This window comes from Nocardioides imazamoxiresistens, assembly GCF_032378595.1.
Lineage (GTDB): Bacteria > Actinomycetota > Actinomycetes > Propionibacteriales > Nocardioidaceae > Nocardioides > Nocardioides imazamoxiresistens.
Genome location: NZ_JAVYII010000006.1, coordinates 15,947 through 32,769, shown reverse-complemented (window position 1 = coordinate 32,769; position 16,823 = coordinate 15,947). Strand labels below are relative to the sequence as shown.

At 75.5% G+C, this 16,823-nt stretch carries 18 protein-coding genes; 9 read left to right on the top strand and 9 right to left on the bottom strand.

From position 1 onward, the window contains the following. Positions 1-12 precede the first annotated feature (12 nt). Positions 13-1,251 carry a GNAT family N-acetyltransferase gene (locus RDV89_RS13910; protein ID WP_315733669.1) on the top strand — a complete coding sequence of 413 codons (1,239 nt, stop codon included), beginning with the start codon at positions 13-15 and terminating at the stop codon, positions 1,249-1,251. Positions 1,252-1,279: 28 nt separating this feature from the next. Here RDV89_RS13910 and RDV89_RS13905 read toward each other — a convergent pair whose 3' ends face one another. Together RDV89_RS13905 and rlmB are read right to left on the bottom strand one after the other, a co-directional pair. Further along, positions 1,280-3,004 carry a metallophosphoesterase gene (locus RDV89_RS13905; protein ID WP_315733668.1) on the bottom strand — a complete coding sequence of 575 codons (1,725 nt, stop codon included), beginning with the start codon at positions 3,002-3,004 and terminating at the stop codon, positions 1,280-1,282. Further along, positions 3,001-3,966 carry a 23S rRNA (guanosine(2251)-2'-O)-methyltransferase RlmB gene (gene rlmB / locus RDV89_RS13900; protein ID WP_315733667.1) on the bottom strand — a complete coding sequence of 322 codons (966 nt, stop codon included), beginning with the start codon at positions 3,964-3,966 and terminating at the stop codon, positions 3,001-3,003. Before rlmB ends, RDV89_RS13905 begins: the two co-directional genes overlap by 4 nt. 165 nt (positions 3,967-4,131) lie before the next feature. Between rlmB and RDV89_RS13895 the strand changes: the two genes are divergently transcribed. Continuing rightward, a complete protein-coding gene (locus RDV89_RS13895) occupies positions 4,132-5,481 on the top strand; it encodes a C39 family peptidase (protein WP_315733666.1) in 1,350 nt (449 codons plus the stop codon). 19 nt (positions 5,482-5,500) lie between these two features. Here RDV89_RS13895 and RDV89_RS13890 read toward each other — a convergent pair whose 3' ends face one another. Continuing rightward, positions 5,501-7,135 carry a molybdopterin-dependent oxidoreductase gene (locus RDV89_RS13890; RefSeq protein ID WP_315733665.1) on the bottom strand — a complete coding sequence of 545 codons (1,635 nt, stop codon included), beginning with the start codon at positions 7,133-7,135 and terminating at the stop codon, positions 5,501-5,503. Between the two features lie 83 nt (positions 7,136-7,218). Here RDV89_RS13890 and ispF point away from each other — a divergent pair, with 83 nt between their 5' ends. After that, positions 7,219-7,740, top strand: coding sequence for a 2-C-methyl-D-erythritol 2,4-cyclodiphosphate synthase (ispF, locus tag RDV89_RS13885; RefSeq protein WP_315733664.1), 522 nt, complete (start codon positions 7,219-7,221; stop codon positions 7,738-7,740). Positions 7,741-7,747: 7 nt separating this feature from the next. Here the strand turns inward: ispF and RDV89_RS13880 are convergent, their stop codons facing one another. From RDV89_RS13880 to nirD, 3 genes are all read right to left on the bottom strand, one after another. Then, positions 7,748-8,563 carry a MerR family transcriptional regulator gene (locus RDV89_RS13880; protein WP_315733663.1) on the bottom strand — a complete coding sequence of 272 codons (816 nt, stop codon included), beginning with the start codon at positions 8,561-8,563 and terminating at the stop codon, positions 7,748-7,750. A 61-nt stretch (positions 8,564-8,624) separates the two neighbouring features. Beyond that, positions 8,625-9,413, bottom strand: a complete 789-nt coding sequence (locus RDV89_RS13875) for a sirohydrochlorin chelatase (RefSeq protein ID WP_315733662.1) — start codon at positions 9,411-9,413, stop codon at positions 8,625-8,627. Then, entirely contained in the window at positions 9,410-9,763 is a 354-nt protein-coding gene (nirD, locus tag RDV89_RS13870) for a nitrite reductase small subunit NirD (protein WP_315733661.1), read from the bottom strand. Before nirD ends, RDV89_RS13875 begins: the two co-directional genes overlap by 4 nt. Positions 9,764-9,885: 122 nt before the next feature. Here nirD and RDV89_RS13865 point away from each other — a divergent pair, with 122 nt between their 5' ends. Both RDV89_RS13865 and RDV89_RS13860 read left to right on the top strand, forming a co-directional pair. Beyond that, positions 9,886-10,599 carry a 2-C-methyl-D-erythritol 4-phosphate cytidylyltransferase gene (locus RDV89_RS13865; protein WP_315733660.1) on the top strand — a complete coding sequence of 238 codons (714 nt, stop codon included), beginning with the start codon at positions 9,886-9,888 and terminating at the stop codon, positions 10,597-10,599. 10 nt (positions 10,600-10,609) lie between these two features. Continuing rightward, positions 10,610-10,990 (top strand): hypothetical protein, encoded by a 381-nt coding sequence (locus RDV89_RS13860; protein ID WP_315733659.1) that lies wholly within the window; start codon positions 10,610-10,612, stop codon positions 10,988-10,990. Positions 10,991-11,000: 10 nt separating this feature from the next. Here RDV89_RS13860 and RDV89_RS13855 read toward each other — a convergent pair whose 3' ends face one another. Both RDV89_RS13855 and RDV89_RS13850 read right to left on the bottom strand, forming a co-directional pair. Then, on the bottom strand, positions 11,001-11,624 hold the full coding sequence (locus RDV89_RS13855) for a 2-C-methyl-D-erythritol 4-phosphate cytidylyltransferase (protein WP_315733658.1): 624 nt from the start codon (positions 11,622-11,624) through the stop codon (positions 11,001-11,003). A 99-nt stretch (positions 11,625-11,723) separates the two neighbouring features. Beyond that, positions 11,724-12,209 carry a CarD family transcriptional regulator gene (locus tag RDV89_RS13850; protein ID WP_315733657.1) on the bottom strand — a complete coding sequence of 162 codons (486 nt, stop codon included), beginning with the start codon at positions 12,207-12,209 and terminating at the stop codon, positions 11,724-11,726. 263 nt (positions 12,210-12,472) lie between these two features. On the opposite strand from RDV89_RS13850, the gene RDV89_RS13845 reads away from it, so the two are divergent. The 4 genes from RDV89_RS13845 (at position 12,473) to RDV89_RS13830 (ending at position 16,028) form a co-directional block, all read left to right on the top strand. Next, a complete protein-coding gene (locus RDV89_RS13845) occupies positions 12,473-13,348 on the top strand; it encodes a UbiA family prenyltransferase (protein ID WP_315733656.1) in 876 nt (291 codons plus the stop codon). Positions 13,349-13,469: 121 nt separating this feature from the next. Beyond that, positions 13,470-14,207: a hypothetical protein gene (locus RDV89_RS13840; RefSeq protein WP_315733655.1), complete on the top strand. Its 738-nt coding sequence runs from the start codon at positions 13,470-13,472 to the stop codon at positions 14,205-14,207. A 4-nt stretch (positions 14,208-14,211) separates the two neighbouring features. After that, the gene (locus RDV89_RS13835; RefSeq protein ID WP_315733654.1) at positions 14,212-14,955 is read left to right on the top strand and encodes a phosphoglyceromutase; all 744 of its coding nucleotides are present in this window, start codon (positions 14,212-14,214) and stop codon (positions 14,953-14,955) included. A 149-nt stretch (positions 14,956-15,104) separates the two neighbouring features. Beyond that, positions 15,105-16,028 (top strand): hypothetical protein, encoded by a 924-nt coding sequence (locus RDV89_RS13830; protein ID WP_315733653.1) that lies wholly within the window; start codon positions 15,105-15,107, stop codon positions 16,026-16,028. Positions 16,029-16,050: 22 nt separating this feature from the next. On the opposite strand, the gene phoU is transcribed toward RDV89_RS13830, so the two are convergent. Beyond that, on the bottom strand, positions 16,051-16,707 hold the full coding sequence (gene phoU, locus RDV89_RS13825) for a phosphate signaling complex protein PhoU (RefSeq protein ID WP_315733652.1): 657 nt from the start codon (positions 16,705-16,707) through the stop codon (positions 16,051-16,053). Between the last annotated feature and the right edge of the window lie 116 nt (positions 16,708-16,823).

Here is a 16,823-nt window from a genome sequence, read left to right as displayed (position 1 = left end):
AGGTTGACTGCCATGACGCTCTCGACGCGCCGCCTGGGCCCCGACGACTCCGCCGCGGTCCACGACGCGTCCGTGGCCCTCGGGGTCGAGGCCTTCGGGTCCTGGCCCGCCCACCTGCCGCGACCCAGCGCGCCCGCGCCCGGCGCCTGGCCGGACGGCGTCGCAATGTGGGCCACCTTCGACGAGGCGCACCCCGACCCCGCCACCGGAGAGCCCCCGCTGGTCGCCCGCGTGCGCACCCACGACTACACCTCGTGGTTCGGCGGCGCCGCGATCCCCACGAGCGGGTACGCCGGGGTCGCGGTCGCCGTGGAGCACCGCGGCGCCGGCCTGCTCGCCGACCTGTTCCGCGCCTCGCTCACCGACCTGGTCGCCGAGGGCGCCGTGCTGTCCAGCCTGTTCCCGACCGCGCCCGGCATCTACCGCCGCCTCGGCTACGAGACGGTGACCGCGCTTGACGAGCTCGAGCTGCCCGCCGCGTCCCTGTCCGGGCTGCGTCCGGAGCCCGAGGTGCGGCTGCGCCGCGCGGGCCTGGCGGACCTGCCGGCCGTCGCGGCGACCTACGACGCCTGGGCCCGGCTGCAGAACGGGCCCCTGACCCGTCGCGGCCCACTGTTCCGCATCGAGAAGCTGCTGAACGACGTCACCGGCGTGACGCTCGCCGAGGTCGACGGCCCCGACGGCTCCCGCGTGGTCGGGTACGCCTCCTGGGAGCGCGGCAGCGGGTACGGCCCGGACAAGGTCCTCACCGTCCCCGACCTGGTCGCGCTCACGCCCGGCGCCGCGCGGGCCCTGTGGCGCGCCGTCGGGACCTTCGCGCCGGTCACCGGACGGATCCGGGTCAGCACCTCCGAGCCCGACACGACCCGCCTCGTCCTGCCCGGGACCGGCGGCGACCGGGTCGCCACCCATCCCTACATGCTGCGCGTCCTCGACCTGCCGGGTGCGGTCGCGCCGCGCACCTTCACGGTCGACGGCCGCGTCGACCTCGCCGTCGCCGGCGACGTCCTGGGGCTCGTGGACGGGTCGTGGCGCCTCGAGGTCTCCGGCGGCGTCGCGCAGGCACGGCGTACCGACGGCTCCGCCGACGCGCCCACGCTGAGCGTGCAGGGCCTGGCGCTGCTGTACGCCGGCACCCTCGGCACCGCGAACCTGCGCCTGGCCGGCCACCTCACCGGACCGGCGCACGCCGACACCCTGCTCGACCTCTGGTTCGGCGGGCGCCAGGTGCACGTGCGCGACTCGTTCTGAGCCGGGCCCGAACCTGGTCCGGTCGGGCTCAGCCCTGGTCGTCCTCGGGGCCGGCCGTGTCCTCGGGCGCCTCGGGCGCGTCGGAGCCGCCCGGGATCGTCGGGTCGTCCGGGTCGGCGGGGGCGGTCGGGTCCGCCTCGGGGTCGGTCGTCGCGTAGTCGAGCGGCTGGTACTCCCCCACGTCGAAGCGGCCGTTGGTCTGCAGCACGACCCACTGCATGCCGACCGGACGGCCGTCGCGGTAGGTGATGAGGGTGGTCTCGGCGGGACGGCGCGGCTTGCTGCCGACCGCGATCGCGTACGCCGCGCCACCGGTCGTGCCGCTGGTGTAGGTGTAGCCGACCTCGCCGTTCTCGCCCTCGACGGCCGTGGGGCCCGAGCGCACGTGGATGTGCCCGCCGATCACGAGGTCGACGCAGCCCTCCGCCAGCGCGTCGCGCCCCAGGGCGGCGTCGTGCACCAGCAGGGTGGCGATCCGCTCGTCGGCCTCGCAGCTCGCCTCGGTGATCCGGTCGCGCACCTCGTCGAAGGACAGCCCGGGCTCGTCGCGCCAGTTGCCGAGACCGCTGGAGCGCGGGTCGTCGACGCCCATCAGGACGCTGCCGCCGGGGCCCTCGACGATGTCGCCCTCCGCGAGGCGCGTCCAGCCCAGGTCGCCGAGGTAGTCGCCGACGAAGGAACCGTGGTCGTGGTTGCCGACGACCGAGTAGCGGTCGAGGTCGGAGAAGGCGTCGTTCACGGAGTCGAGGCTGAACGCCTCCCAGGGCTGGCCCGACGAGGTGTCGTCGCCGGCGTTGTAGACCGCCGTGGCTCCCCCGGCGTCGCCGATGGCGCGGGCGACGGGGTCCATGCCGATGTTGTCGTGACGGTCCGAGACCAGCACGACCACCGTCTCGTCCTCCTCGGGCTGGCGCAGCTCGAGGTCGGCCGCCTCCTCGGCGGCCTCGGAGTAGAACGTCTGGGACTGCTCGTAGGTCGAGATCGCGCTCTCGACCAGCCGTCGCGACTGCACGGTCGTGACGTCGGAGCGGACCTCGATCCCGGCGACCTCGGCGGGCAGCGTCACCGCGCCCTCGAGGAAGGAGTCCAGCGACTGCCAGTCGTCGGCGTCGTCCTGGGCCTGCGTGGTGGTCAGCGGATCGCCCTGCCACGGCTGCACGATCAGCACGCCCGCCGCGACGAGCGCGGCGACGGTGGCCGCGCCCTGCCAGCTGACGCCGCGGCGCAGCAGGTAGCGACGGCGCCCCTGCCCGACCAGCAGCCACAGGCCGACGGGCACCAGGCCGGCGACGGCGCCGCGCAGGGCGGCCGCGAGCGCCATGTCGACGACGAGGTCGCTGACCTTGTCGATCTGCGCGTCGGGCTGGGAGGCGATGAACGCGTAGCGCTGCACCAGCTCCTCGGTGGACGTCGCCTCGGTCTTCCCGAGCGCGACCTCCACGCCGACCGGCGAGTCGAGGTCCATCCGCAGGTCCGGCAGGACCGCACCGGGGCGCACGACCGCGAAGCCGTCGAGCGTCGGTCGCACGACCGCGTCGTGGCCGGCGACGACCGACTCCCGGCTGCTGTTGACGAACAGCAGCAGGGACACGGTCACGGCGACGACCGCCCAGACCGCGAGCAGGACGAGGCCCGTGACGAGACGACCGGCGTGCCGACCCACGGTGCGCAGCCGGCGCTCCCGGGCCGGGTCCGGCTGCGGGGTCGGTTCCGGCTGCGGGTCCGGCTGCTGGTCCGGCGGCGGGGTGCTCACGCCTGCCGACGCGCCTGGGCGACGGCGTACAGCGCCACCGACGCCGCGACGCCCGCGTTGAGGGACTCGAGGTCGTTCGCCATCGGGATCGAGACCAGCTGGTCGCAGTGCTCGCGCACGAGGCGCGACAGACCGGCGCCCTCCGAGCCGACCACGACCACGAGCGGGCCGTCGCCGAGCTGCAGCTCGGGCAGCTCGACCTCGCCCTCGGCGGCGAGGCCGATGATCATCAGGCCCGCGTCGGCGTACGCCTTGAGCTGGCGGTTGAGGTTGACCGTCTGCGCCACGGGGATGCGGGCGGCCGCGCCCGCGGAGGTCTTCCACGCCGAGGCCGTCATGCCGGCCGCGCGGCGCTCGGGGATCAGCACGCCGTGGGCGCCGAACCCGGCGGCGGAGCGGATCACCGCACCGAGGTTGCGGGGGTCGGTGACGGAGTCGAGCGCCACGACCAGGGGCGGCTCGCCCAGCTCCTCGGCGCGGTCGAGCAGGTCGTCGGGGTGGGCGTACTCGTACGCCGGGATCCGGGCCGCCAGGCCCTGGTGCACCGCACCCGAGGTGAGCCGGTCGAGCTCGGCGCGGCTGACCTCGAGCAGCGCCACGCCCGTCTCCGCGGCGAGCTGGAAGGCCTCGCGCAGCCGTCCGTCGCGCTCGGCGCCCTCCGCGACGTAGACGGCGGAGGCCGGGACGCCCTCGCGCAGCGCGTCGACGACGGAGTTGCGCCCCGCGATCCACTCGGCGTCGCCGCCGCCGCCCTTGGTGCGGCGCTGCTGGGGCGGGCGGCGGTTGGCGGCCCGCTGCGCGGCGGCCTTCGCCTTGTACGCCTTGTGGTACTCGCGCTCGTCCGCCCGCGGCGTCGGGCCCTTGCCCTCGAGCCCGCGGCGCACGCGCCCGCCGGACCCGGCGGTCGGGTTGCCCTTCGAGGACTTCCGGATAGCGCCCTTGCGCTGGGAGTTGCCGGCCATCTGGGGGTGCTCGCTTCCGGGCGTGGAGGACGGGACGATCGTGGGTGATCCTACGGTCGAGCGCCGACGGCGCCCGATTCGACGCCGGAGATCGCCGCACCACCGGTCACAGACGTCCCACCCGTAACGGCTGACAGCGGCCGCCGGCCGACGTACCGTGGCCCGATGACCCGGCGGACCCTCCCCACCGACACCGCGCTCCCCCACCCCCGGCCCGAGACGCGGCCCGTCCCCGCGGCGTTCGAGCGCCGCACCGTGCTGCGCGCCCCCGCCCTCGCGGCGCTGGCGGCCGGCGCCGCCGGCGTGGCCGGCTCCCTGGGCGCGCAGGGCCTCACGAACGCGGCGGCCGCGGCCGAGAACCGCCAGATCGCCTTCCGCCACTGGATGAACCGCCGCTGGCTGAGCGAGGGCACGACGCAGGGCCTGACCTTCGACGGCGCCGGCCGGCTGGTGATCGCCTCCAGCGGCTGGACGCGCACGACCCACGAGGGCCGCCGCTACGCGGGCGGCACGTGGCACTCCCCGTGGGTGACGGAGTCGTTCGCGTTCACCGAGCTGATCGCCTCCTGGAAGGCCACGACCCCCGACGACTCCTTCGTGGTGGTCAAGGTCGCCGGGCGCGACGGCTCGGGGCGCACCTCCTCCTGGGACACGCTCGCCTACTGGGCGGCCGGCGACCTCAAGGTGTCGCGACGCTCCTACGGCCCGCAGTCCGACGACCTCGCGAAGGTCTCGGTCGACACCTGGCAGTCGCACTCCTCGGCCGGGCTGCGGGCGTACCAGCTGCGCGTCTCCCTCTACCGCCTTGCCGGCGCGAACACGCCGTCGCCCGCCCTGTCGGCCGTCGGCGCGATGACCTCGCGGCTGCCGAGCACCTGGTCGCCGTCGAGCCACAAGGGCGTCGTGCGCACCCTCGACGTGCCCGGCTACTCGCAGATGATCCACACCGGCCACTACCCGTCCTTCGGTGGCGGCGGCGAGGCCTGGTGCTCCCCCACGTCGGTGTCGATGGTGCTGGGTTACTACCGCCGGCTGCCGTCGGCGAAGTCGTACGCCTGGGTGCCCTCGGGCCACCCGGTGCCGTGGGTCGACCACGCGGCGCGGATGACCTACGACCACACCTACAAAGGGTGCGGCAACTGGTCGTTCAGCGCCGCGTACGCCAGCCAGCTCGTCGACACCGCGTACGTCACGCGGTTGCGCTCGCTGCGCGAGGCGGAGGAGTTCATCGCGCAGGGCATCCCGCTGGTGGCCTCCATCCGGTTCGGCCGCGGCCAGCTGACCGGGGCACCCATCTCCGCCTCCAACGGCCACCTGCTGGTGATCGTCGGCTTCGACCGCTCGGGCAACGTCGTGGTCAACGACCCCGCGGCCCCGAAGGCGGCGTCGGTGCGCCGCACGTACCGCCGCGCGGAGTTCGAGCGCGCCTGGCTGCCGACGTCCGGCGGGCTGGTCTACGTCATCCACGACGCCGCGCACACGCCGCCGAGCCGGGCGGGCCGCAGCAACTGGTGAGCCCGGCGCCGCGCCGGCGTCAGTCGGGCTCGACGACCTCGACCTGGATCTCGTGGAGGCCGACGGCGCCCGTGGCGGCGTCCCCGGACGCCTCGTCGCCCGACGCGTCGTCCTCGTCGGCGTCCTCCTGCTCGACGCCGACCCGGTCGCGCACCCGCACGCGGACGCGGTGCGTCCCGGGCGCCAGGTCCAGCGTGGTCCGCCACTGCGCCCACGCGTCCGTCTGGCTCGCCGCCCCGAGGGCGGCGAGCTCCCAGCCGCCGCCGTCGACCTCGACCTCGACCGCCCCGACGCCGATCGGCGGCGCCCACGCGACGCCGCCCACCTCGACCGGGCCGGCCACGAGCTCGGCGCCGTCGGCGGGGGTGTCGATCCGCGACGCGATCCGCACCGGCGCCCGCAGCGGCCGGTCCTCGTCCCAGGAGGCCTCGACGACGTCGAGACGCGTGACCTCCCAGTCCACGACCCACTTGCAGGCGGACACGCCGCCGTAGAGGCCGGGCACGACCGTGCGGGCGGGGAAGCCGTGCTCGAGGGGCAGCGCCTCGCCGTTCATGGCGAACGCGAGCAGCGCGCGCCGGCCCGGGTCCTCGAGCACCTGGGTGGCGGTGACGCAGCGCCAGCCGTCGTCGCCGGTCTGCACGACGGCGTCGGCCCCCGTGCGTACGCCCGCGAGCTGCAGCAGCCGGTGGGTCGGCACGCCGGACCACCAGGCGTTGCCGACCTGACCGCCGCCCGGCTCGTAGGTCAGCCCGACGAGGGTCACCCACTGCTCGCGCACCGCCATGCCGATGAGCTGCTCGTAGCTGAGCACGACCTCGCGCTCGACCTCGCCGTGGATCCGCAGCGTCCACTCCTCGGCCGCGATCGCGGGCACCACCACGGCCGCGTCCTGGCGGTAGAAGTCGTCGTTCGGGGTGGTCCAGGGCGCGACCTCGTCCAGCCCGACGGCGACGTCGGCGGGCTCCTGCGGGGCCGAGATCATGGTGAGCCGCAGCAGCCGCCGGCCCTGCTCGACCGCGCGCCGCCCCCGGCCGACCACCTCGCCGACCACGGCGGCGGCGAGGCCGAGCGCCGCGGTGGCGGCCGCGGCGCCCAGGACCGTGCGCCGGTTCGCCGCGACGCGCGCCGGGGCGTCCGGCGCGGCCTCGACCTGCGGCGCCTCCGTCGGGTCCGGGTCGAGGCCCTCGTCGGGCCCCTCGTCGGGGCCCGGGACGCCCTGCCGGCGCAGCACGCGGCGCAGGACGGTCAGACCGGCCCCGAAGCCGAGCACCCCGAGGAGCACCGGCACGACGTCGACCAGGGAGGAGTCCGGGCGCAGCCACTCGCTGCCGAGCCCGAGCAGACCCACGAGGAGCGCCAGCACCGCCGGTCGCCGCGAGCCGTCCGCCGCGGCCACGCCCGCCGAGGCGGCGAGGGCGACGAGGGCGCCGACGAACAGGACGACGAGGAGGGGCCCGGTCGCGATCGCGACGAGGTCGATGCCGTTGTGCACGACGAACTCGTCGGGGAGCAGGACGACCACGGCCTCGCGGAAACCGAGGACCGGACCGTTGCGCAACGTCAGCGCACCGGCGGCGAGCTCGCCCAGGCCGGCACCCAGCGCGGCCGCGGCGACGCCGACGACCGACCAGAGCAGCCGAGCCTCCCGCACCTTCCCGTCCTCCCGCCTCACGTCCAGGCGCACCCCGGCTCCCGAGCCCCGGCCGGGCGGCGGGGTCGGGCATGATGCGCACCGTGACCGTACCGGGCGCCGACCCCACCCCGATCCTCCCGACCGTCCCGCGGGTCGGGATCGGCACGGACGTGCACCGCTTCGCCGAGGGCGCCCCCATGCACCTGGCCGGGCTGCACTTCCCCGACGAGGCCGCGGGCCTCGAGGGTCACTCCGACGCCGACGTCGCCGCGCACGCGGCTTGCGACGCCCTGCTCTCGGCGTGCGGGCTGGGCGACCTGGGCAGCAACTTCGGCACCGCGGAGCCCGCGTGGGCGGGCGCGTCGGGCGTCGCTCTGCTGGGCGAGACGGTACGCCGCGTGCTCGCGGCCGGCTTCGTCGTCGGCAACGTCGCGGTCCAGGTGATCGGCAACCGCCCCCGGCTCTCCCCGCGCCGCGCGGAGGCCGAGGAGGTCCTGTCCGCCGTCGTCGGCGCGCCCGTGACGGTCTCGGCGACCACCACCGACGGTCTCGGTCTGACCGGCCGAGGGGAGGGCGTCGCCGCGATCGCGACGGCGCTCGTGGTCCCCGTCCACGCCGACTGAGGCGCCCTCAGGACCGCGGGTCGGGACCCGCGTCGGGCTGGTCGGGCTGGTCGGGCTGGTCCCCGAAGAGCATCCGCGCCTGCTCGCCGGTCAGGGCGCCGAGCTCCTCGCCCACCACGCGCTGGATGACCTGCGCCAGCTCCCAGCGGAACGACGCCAGCACGGCCTGGCTGACGATGGACAGCAGCGCCTCGATGCTGCGCACCAGCTCCTCCCAGCGCTCCTCCGGCATCCCCGCGGAGATGAAGTCGCGCCACACGTCGTCGCGGAACGCCTCGACGTAGGAGGTCGCCATCGCGCCCAGCCGGTCCTCGGCCTGGTCGAACAGGTCCAGCACGCGGTGCTGCGCGAGCCCCATCCGCATCGCCTGGGCGCCGGCGCGCACGAGGGCGGGCCGCAGCATCCGCACCGTCTCGTCGTCGACCCTCGCCAGCAGCTTGCGCTCGACGAGCCGCTCCACGAACTCGGGATCGTGGTCGATGCCCGCGAGCTCCGAGAGCGCCCCGACGGAGATCTCCTCCGCCTCGATAGCGCCGCCGATCGGGCGCGTCAGCAGCGTGAGGAGGTCCAGCGCATGGGTCTCGGGCACGTCCGGGTTGTCGACCAGCGCCTTCTCCACGGCCGTCAGCGTGTAGCCGCGCTCGAGCAGGTCGCGCACCAGCGCGAGCCGGGCGACGTGCTCCTCGTTGTAGTAGCCCTTGCGCCCCACGAGCCGCGGCGCCGCCAGCAGGCCCCGGGTCGCGTACGCGCGGACGTTCCGCACGGTCATCCCGACCCGCGCGGCGAGCTCGTCGATCGTCAGCTCTCCTCGTCGTGCACTCATCGCCCGGTCATTCTCGCAGGCCACCCCTCATGCGGCGACCGTGCGACCCGGCGCGGCGTGCTCAGGCCGCCGGGAGCGCGCCGGGACGGACCCGACGCGCGGCGGCGTCGAGCAGGCGCGCCCCGGCCAGGTAGCGGCGCGCCACGAGGGCGACCACCATCGGGTGGGCGCCGACCGGCTCCGCGACGGCGTCGGCGCCGGCGACCTCGGCCCCCGCGCGTACCCGGTCGAAGACCTCCCCCGGGCCCAGCACCCACGGGGCGACGACGACTCGTCCGGCAGCCGCGCGGCGCACCTCGACGACCCGGTCCGCGAGCGGGGCGTCGGCGTCGAGCAGGCCCGCCGTGCGCACGTCCGCCCCTCCCCTGCGGGAGCGGAGCAGCGCTGCGGCGGCCCTCAGGTCGTCGTCGGCTCCGGCCAGGACCACCGTGTCCCGCTCGCGCAGCCCCACGGCGGCCACGCGGCGCACGAGGGCGTCGACCACGAGGGGGTGCGCGCCGAGCGGCGGCGTGACGGCGACCCGGCCCGCGACCGCGTGCCCGCCGAGCCGGGCGACCTCCGCGGGCCCGGACCCGAGCGCCAGGGGGACCACGACCGCCCGCAGGCCGGCCTCGTCGAGCCGGACGAGCAGCCGTGACAGGTCGCGGCGGTCGCCGACGGGCAGGTGCACGAGGTCGCCCTCGGCGCTCGGCGCGACCTCCCGCTCGACCGTCGCCCGCGAGGTGGCCGCCGCCCGCGGCACGCCGCCGAGGCGGCGCGCGGCCTGCACGGCGACGGCACGCGCCACGATGTGGTCCGCGCGCCCGGCGACGGACGGGGTCACGGTGACCAGCACGGGACGCTCGCTCACGCGACGGCCTCCTTCTTCCGGCTGCCGACGAGCACGACGCCCTCGACGATCTTGACGGCGTAGACGGGCACGGCGACGCCCTCGTCCTCGCGGCAGCGCCCGGTGCGCAGGTCGAAGGAGCGGCGGTGCACGGGCGAGGCGACGAACGGCACGCCGTCGCGCGAGCCGACGATCCCGCGGGCCAGGACGGAGGCGTGGGCGAACGGGTCGTGGTTGCCCAGGGCGTGGACCGAGTCGTCGCCGAGCCGGAACAGGGCGATCGCCTGGCCGTGCACCAGCGCCGTCGCCCCCCGCTCGATCTCGAGCTCCGTGACCCGGCAGACCGGTCGCCAGTCGCGTGCGCCGCCCATCACCCTCCCTCGCCCGTCTCCCGTCGGTGGCTCGGAAACTAGGCTCCGTACGTCAACCACGCGTGTCGGCGTGTAACACCCGTGAAAACAACCTGGCGGCCGGGCCGCCGGACGGAGGACAGATGAGCGTCGCCGCGGTGGTGCTGGCGGGCGGCTCGGGCACCCGGGTCGGGGCCGAGGTCAACAAGGTGCTCCTGCCGCTGGCCGGCGCGCCGCTGCTGGCCCGCTCGGTCGCGACCGTCGCCGCGCTGCCGGACGTCGCGGTCGTCGTGGTGGTCGCCCGCGCCGGCGACGAGGAGGCGGTGGCCGCGGCCGTGGGCCCCCACGTCGGCGCCGGTCCGGAGGTCCGACTGACCGTCGGCGGCGCCACGCGCCACGCCTCCGAGGCCGCGGCCCTCGCCGCGCTCACCGACACGGACGTCGACGTGGTGACGGTCCACGACGCGGCCCGCCCGCTCGCCGACGCCGACCTGTACGCCCGCGTGGTCGCCGCCGCGAGGGAGCACGGCGGGGCGGTTCCGGCGGTGCCCCTGCCCGGGCTCGTGCGACGCGACGGCGGGCCCGTGCCGGGGCTGGCGGGCGACGCTGTGGCCGTGGGCGTGCAGACCCCGCAGGGGTTCCGCGCCGACCTGCTGCGCGAGGCGTACGCCCACGCCGCCCGCACGGGCTTCGAGGGCACCGACACCGCCGCCTGCGTCGCCGCCCACCTCGCCGCCGACGGCGGGGGCGACGGGCAGGGTGGGAGCCGCGCGCGCATCGTGGTCGTGGGCTCGTCGCCGACGAACCTCAAGGTCACGTACGCCGAGGACGTCGCCGTCGTGGCGCGTCTGGCCTGAGGGGACACGGTTGCCCGAGCACCCCGAACACCCCGAGCACCCCGAGCACCCCGAGCACCCCGAGCACCCCGAGTACTCCGAGGACGAGCGTTGGCTGGTCGTCGACGGGCGGCGCTGGCGCCGCACCGATCCCGCCCTGCCCGAGGACCTGGTCGGGGCGCTGACGTCGCACCTGGGCCGGGGACGATCCGGGGTGCGCACGGCCAAGCGGGCGGGTGACGAGGACGCGGTCGCCGCCGCGCGGCGCCGGGTGGGCCTGGCCAAGCACGGTCTGGGCGAGCGGGGGCCGCGCTGGTGGGAGGAGCCCGAGGCGGACCGGCTGGCCCGGGCGCGCGAGCGGTTGGCGGAGCTGGACGCGCTCGACGAGGACCCGGACGCGCCGCAGGCGTGAGCGCTGCGCCTCAGCGGGCGGTGAGCGCCTCCAGCACTCGCACGTCCTCGGGCGAGGCGACCCGGCGGCCCGCCGCCGGCACCTCGACGAGCACGACCGGGTAACGGGCCTGCAGCACGGTCGTGAGCGCCGCGAAGTCGACGCTCGGCAGGCGCTCGAGGTCGGCGACCACCCACGGCGGCAGCACGACGGGCGAGGCGACCGCCGCCAGGTCGTCACGGTCGACGGTCTCGCCGAGCTCGCCCGCCCGGGCGATCTTCACGGTGTCGGTGACGGGGCGGACCCCGACGACCACGACGTCCTCGGCGGCCGAGCGTCGCACGCACCGCGCGATCTCGTCGGCGTCCAGCAGGGGGCACAACGCGTCGTGCAGGACGAACGGCGTACCGGCCTCGCCCACCGACTCCTGCACGACGGTCCACGGGGTGCCGAGCGCCACGGCCTCCACCCCCGCGGCACCCAGGGCCCACGAGGCGCAGGCGACCAGCGACTCGCCGTGCACCAGCGAGAACGGGAGCGAGCCGCGCTCCTCCTCCACGACCGCGCCCAGGACGTCGCCGTCCAGCGGGTCGGCCAGGGGCTCGAGGGACGCGGGGGTCAGGTCCGGGGTCGAACCGGCATCGGGGTCGGACACCCGACCGAGCCTAGGTCATCCGGCGGTCGGCCCCGGGTACGCCGACGGCCCCGGGCGCGGAGCCCGGGGCCGTCGGTGCGGCTGCGCTGCAGCCGTGGTTCAGGAGGCCAGCACGTCGTCGAGGATCGACTCCGCCTTGTCCTCGTTCGTGCTCTCGGCCAGGGCCAGCTCGGAGACGAGGATCTGGCGCGCCTTCGCCAGCATCCGCTTCTCGCCGGCCGACAGGCCGCGGTCGCGCTCGCGGCGCCAGAGGTCGCGGACGACCTCCGCCACCTTCATGACGTCACCGCTGTGCAGCTTCTCCAGGTTGGCCTTGTAGCGCCGCGACCAGTTGGTGGGCTCCTCGACCTGGTCGGCACGGAGGACGTCGAACACGCGGTCGAGGCCCTCCTTGTCGACGACGTCGCGCACACCGACCAGGTCGAGGTTGCACGCCGGCACCCTCACGACCAGGTCCTGCTGGGCGACGATCCTCAGCACCAGGTACTGCCGATCTTCTCCCTTGATCTTCCGCATCTCGATGTCCTCGATGACTGCGGCCCCGTGATTGGGATAGACGACCGTTTCGCCGACGGTGAAAGTCATATGTCAGGTTCCCCTTCCTCGACCTCCGAGTCTACCACGGCTCTCATCTGCCTCTCAGGGCCGTTTGCGCAGGTCAGCGGGCCAAACAGGGGTTGACAAGGGGCCTCGGGGTGTGCCGCGAGGCCGTCGGGTCGCACAGGCGTTCGTCCCGTCGGCGCCGCGATCGGCCGGATGAACGCCCGCCGGCAGGGTCCTCCGCACGACGGTCGCGACCTGCGCCGTTACCGTCGCGCGAACGGCCGGCGTGGCCGATACTGCGGGACATGGCGGCAGCGACGACGAGCGACGAGGACGCGACCACGACGGCGTCCCCGACGGCACCGACGGCACCGGTCGAGGACGCCCCGAGCCCGGGTGGGGCCTCGCGGGGCGCGACGGCCCGGGCCCGCCTCGCGGCCTCCTTCGGCCGCGGCGACGGCTCCGCGACCCCGCTGCCCTACCTCGGCACCCTCGTCGCGCTGGTGCAGGCGAGCCACCCACGCCAGCTCGTCCTCACCGCCGGCGGCGTCGCGCTGGCCGCCTTCCTCGCCGGTCGCCCGCTCGGCGAGGTCGCCCTCGTCCTGGCCACCGTCGCGGTGGGGCAGGCCGTGCTCGGCTGGCACAACGACATCGTCGACGCCGAGGACGACGCCCGCGCCGGGCGTCCGGGCAAGCCCCTGGCCACCGGACGCCTCGACGTCCCGACCGCCTGGTTCGCCGTCGCCGTCGGCGCCCTGGCGCTGGTGCCGCTCGCCGTGGCGAACGGCTACCTGGCCGCGGTCGCGTACGCCCTGTCGGTCGCGGTCGGCCTCGTCGGCAACGTCGTGCTGCGCGGAGGACCGCTGTCCTGGCTGCCGTGGGCGGTGGCGTACGCGCTGTACCCCGCGTACCTGTCGTTCGGCGGGCTCGGCGGGCAGCACGAGGGCGAGGCGCCGACGTGGGCGCTGGTCGCGCTCAGCGCCGTGCTCGGCGTGTGCGTCCACGTGCTGCGCGCGCTGCCCGGGCTCGTGCAGGACAACCGCGACCGCCGCCGCCACCTGCCGCTGCGGCTCGCCGTGCGCACCGGGGCACCGCGGCTGCTGGTCCTCACGATGGTGGCCACCGCCGTCGTCGTGGGCGGGCTCGCCGCCGTCGGCGCCACGCTGGGCCTCACCGCCTGAGGTCGTCGACCACCCGGGTCGCGGCACGATCCGCCCGAGCCGGACGCTAGGCTGTGGCCCGCCGCGCACCTCCGGGTGCGGAGGCGACTCTCGACCACCGCCGACCGTGAAGGTTCCCACGATGCAGCGCACTCCGGCACGCACCGTCTCCCCCTCGTCGCGACGACGCCGCCGCGCAGGTCTCGTGCTGGCCGCAGGCCTCGCCGTGGCCCTGTCCGGCTGCGCGAAGGTCACCGGCTTCAACGTCGAGACGGACCTCCCCTACGTGCCGGCCCACGGCGCCAACTACCGCGTCGCCTCCGTCGAGGCGCCGGTCGACGTCACCGGCATGGTCATCGTGTCGGGCCAGGACGGCAGCGGCACCCTCATCGCGACCTTCGCCAACAACGACCCCGAGGCGCACCCGACGCCGGCGATCGAGGGCGGGGACGGCGTCACCATCACGGGCTACACCTCGTTCGAGCTGCCGGCGAACGACTTCGTGAACCTCGCGCTCGACTCCTGGGCCGACGAGAACGAGCCGATCGTCGTGCGCAGCTCCGACATCACCCCCGGCGCGATGATCCCCGTGACCGTCGGCGAGGGCGACCTGGCCGAGGGCCTCTGGGTCCCGGTGGTCCCCGACAGCGAGACGACCTCGACGCTGGCGCGCACCGACGAGCACCACGAGGAGGAGGGCGCCGAGGGCGGCGAGGGTGCCGACGGGGCCGAGGAGGAGGACCACGGCACCGGCGACAACATCGGCGAGGACGACGCCGTCAACCCGTGGGCGGGCCTCGACCGCAGCGCCGAGCCGCAGGCCGGGCGTGCCACCGTCGACCCGACCGCCGACGCCACCGACGACGCGACCCAGGGCTGATCACATGACCTACACCCTCGTGCTGCTCCGCCACGGCGAGAGCGAGTGGAACGCCAAGAACCTCTTCACCGGCTGGGTCGACGTGGCCCTCACGGAGAAGGGCCGCGGCGAGGCGGTGCGCGGCGGCGAGCTGCTGCGCGACGCCGAGGTGCTCCCCGACGTCGTCCACACCTCGCTGCAGCGCCGCGCGATCAACACCGCGGCGCTCGCGCTCGACGCGGCCGACCGCCACTGGATCCCCGTGCGGCGCTCGTGGCGGCTCAACGAGCGTCACTACGGCGCGCTGCAGGGCAAGGACAAGAAGCAGACCCTGGAGCAGTACGGCGAGGAGCAGTTCATGCTCTGGCGCCGCAGCTTCGACACCCCTCCCCCGCCGATCGACGACGCCGACGAGTTCTCGCAGAGCGGCGACCCGCGCTACGCCGACCTCGGCGACGAGGCGCCCCGCACGGAGTGCCTCAAGGACGTCATCGCCCGTCTGCTGCCCTACTGGGACTCCGCGGTCGTGCCCGACCTGCGCGAGGGCCGCACGGTCCTCGTGGCCGCCCACGGCAACAGCCTGCGCGCGATCGTGAAGCACCTCGACCAGATCTCGGACGAGGACATCGCGGGTCTCAACATCCCGACCGGCATGCCGCTGGTCTACCGGCTCGACGAGGACCTGCGTCCCACCGTGCCCGGCGGGGAGTACCTGGACCCCGAGGCCGCCGCGGCCGCCGCCGCGGCCGTCGCCAACCAGGGACGCTGAGCCCCGGGCGTACGCCCGAGCCGCCGCACGGCCGCGGAACCGGAAGTCTCCGGTCCGCGGCCGTTCGCGTTCCGGGTCGGCGCCACTACCGTTGACCTCTTCCGCCCCACCCACCCGACCGGTGGGGCCGCGCAGCAGAGGAGACCCGGGTGACGGCGGCGCCGAGCGAGGCCACGGACCAGCAGGCCAGCGCGTTCGCGAGCGCCCTGCGCGCCGCGGTCGAGGACAGCGGCCTGGGCCTCGAGAGCATCCAGCGGCGACTCGCGCAACGGGGCGTGCGGATCTCGGTGGCGACCCTCAGCTACTGGCAGACCGGGGCACGCACGCCCGGGCGCCGCGCCTCGCTCGAGGCCGTCGTCCACCTCGAGCAGCTCTTCGGCCTGGAGGCCGGCGCCCTGGTCTCCCTCGTGCCACCGCCCCGGCCGCGCGGCCCGGTCGTGCGCCGCACCGACGAGGTGACCCTGCCCCGGTTCGCCGCACGGGCCGCCGTGCGGCGGGTGACGGCCGCGGTGGAGAACCCGCACAGCGTGCTGCTGACCCGGCTGTCCCACCACGACGAGGTCGTCGTGGACGCCGAGCGACGGCTCGCCTCGGCCCGCACCCGGATCGTCGGCCGCGCCGACGACGAGGGGCTGACCGGGATGGGCATCACCCAGTTCCTCGACGACCCGACGGCCGGGACGCCCCGCCTGACGGTGCACGGCGGCGGTCGGGTCGAGGTCGAGGAGCAGGACGCGCAGCACCGGGTGGTCGGGGTGCGCCTGGCCTACGACGTCCCGCTCGCCCGCGGCGAGACGGTGCTCGTCGACTACGAGCTCAGCACCGACGGGCCCGGGCCCCGCGACACGTCGTTCGACGCCAGCTGCAGCCTCGTGGTGCGCGAGTACGTCCTCGTCGTGCGCTTCCCGCCGCACGACCCGCCCACGCGGTGCGAGGCGTACCAGGTGCTGCGCGACGGCAGCCCCGTCTTCCCGCGCCGCCGGGTGCGCGTCGACGAGCGCGGGCACGCCGTGCTCGTCGCACTCGACTGCCCGCCGGGCACGGTCGGGATGGCGTGGTCGTGGGACGCCTGACGCGCCGGCGACGTCAGCGGCGTCAGCGCGGGACGGCCACCGGGTGCTCGCCCGTCACCACGAACACGACGCGGTTCGCCACCGAGACCGCGTGGTCGGCGATCCGCTCGTAGTAGCGACCGAGCAGGGCGAGGTCGACCGCGGCCTCGACGCCGTGCGGCCAGTCGTCGTTGAGCATCGCCGAGAAGGTGGCGCGGCGCAGCTGGTCCATCTCGTCGTCGATCAGCGCCAGGTCGGCGGCCGAGGAGACGTCGCGCTCCGCGATGATCCGCTGCACCTGCGCGGTCATCGTCTCGGCCACCTTGGCCATCCGCTCCAGCAGCGGGCGCACCGGGCCCGGGACCGCGAGGTCCGGCACGCGCAGGCGCGCGATCTTCGCGACGTGCACCGACAGGTCGCCCATCCGCTCGAGCTCGGCGACCATCCGCAGCGCGGCGACCACGATCCGCAGGTCGCCGGCGACGGGCGCCTGGAGCGACAGCAGCGAGAACGCCTGCTCCTCGATGCCCTCGCGCAGACGGTCGAGGGTGGCGTCGTCGGAGATGACCTGCTCGGCAACGGCGACGTCACCCGTGAGCAGGGCCTTGGTCGCCTCGGCGACCGAGACGCGGGCGAGACCGGCCATCGTGGCCAGGTCGTCGAAGAGGGAGTCGAGCTGATCGTGGAAGACGTCGCGCATGGGGGAAACGGTACGGGCGCGGCCGGGGCGGGGGCCGCCGGAACCGGTTCCCACCGCGTGAACGCGTGGTGAACACTGCTGCGGCGGACTTCGCGGCGACCGGTGGCAGCGAGCAG

What these genes read in the sequence shown, in the direction of transcription:
- nirD (WP_315733661.1), bottom strand. Translation starts at nt 9,763, where the DNA reads ATGGGCGGCGCACGCGACTGGCGACCGGTCTGCCGGGTCACGGAGCTC.
- RDV89_RS13840 (WP_315733655.1), top strand. Translation starts at nt 13,470, where the DNA reads ATGCAGCGCACTCCGGCACGCACCGTCTCCCCCTCGTCGCGACGACGC.
- RDV89_RS13835 (WP_315733654.1), top strand. Translation starts at nt 14,212, where the DNA reads ATGACCTACACCCTCGTGCTGCTCCGCCACGGCGAGAGCGAGTGGAAC.
- RDV89_RS13895 (WP_315733666.1), top strand. Translation starts at nt 4,132, where the DNA reads ATGACCCGGCGGACCCTCCCCACCGACACCGCGCTCCCCCACCCCCGG.
- RDV89_RS13845 (WP_315733656.1), top strand. Translation starts at nt 12,473, where the DNA reads ATGGCGGCAGCGACGACGAGCGACGAGGACGCGACCACGACGGCGTCC.
- RDV89_RS13880 (WP_315733663.1), bottom strand. Translation starts at nt 8,563, where the DNA reads ATGAGTGCACGACGAGGAGAGCTGACGATCGACGAGCTCGCCGCGCGG.
- rlmB (WP_315733667.1), bottom strand. Translation starts at nt 3,966, where the DNA reads ATGGCCGGCAACTCCCAGCGCAAGGGCGCTATCCGGAAGTCCTCGAAG.
- RDV89_RS13865 (WP_315733660.1), top strand. Translation starts at nt 9,886, where the DNA reads ATGAGCGTCGCCGCGGTGGTGCTGGCGGGCGGCTCGGGCACCCGGGTC.
- RDV89_RS13850 (WP_315733657.1), bottom strand. Translation starts at nt 12,209, where the DNA reads ATGACTTTCACCGTCGGCGAAACGGTCGTCTATCCCAATCACGGGGCC.
- phoU (WP_315733652.1), bottom strand. Translation starts at nt 16,707, where the DNA reads ATGCGCGACGTCTTCCACGATCAGCTCGACTCCCTCTTCGACGACCTG.
- RDV89_RS13910 (WP_315733669.1), top strand. Translation starts at nt 13, where the DNA reads ATGACGCTCTCGACGCGCCGCCTGGGCCCCGACGACTCCGCCGCGGTC.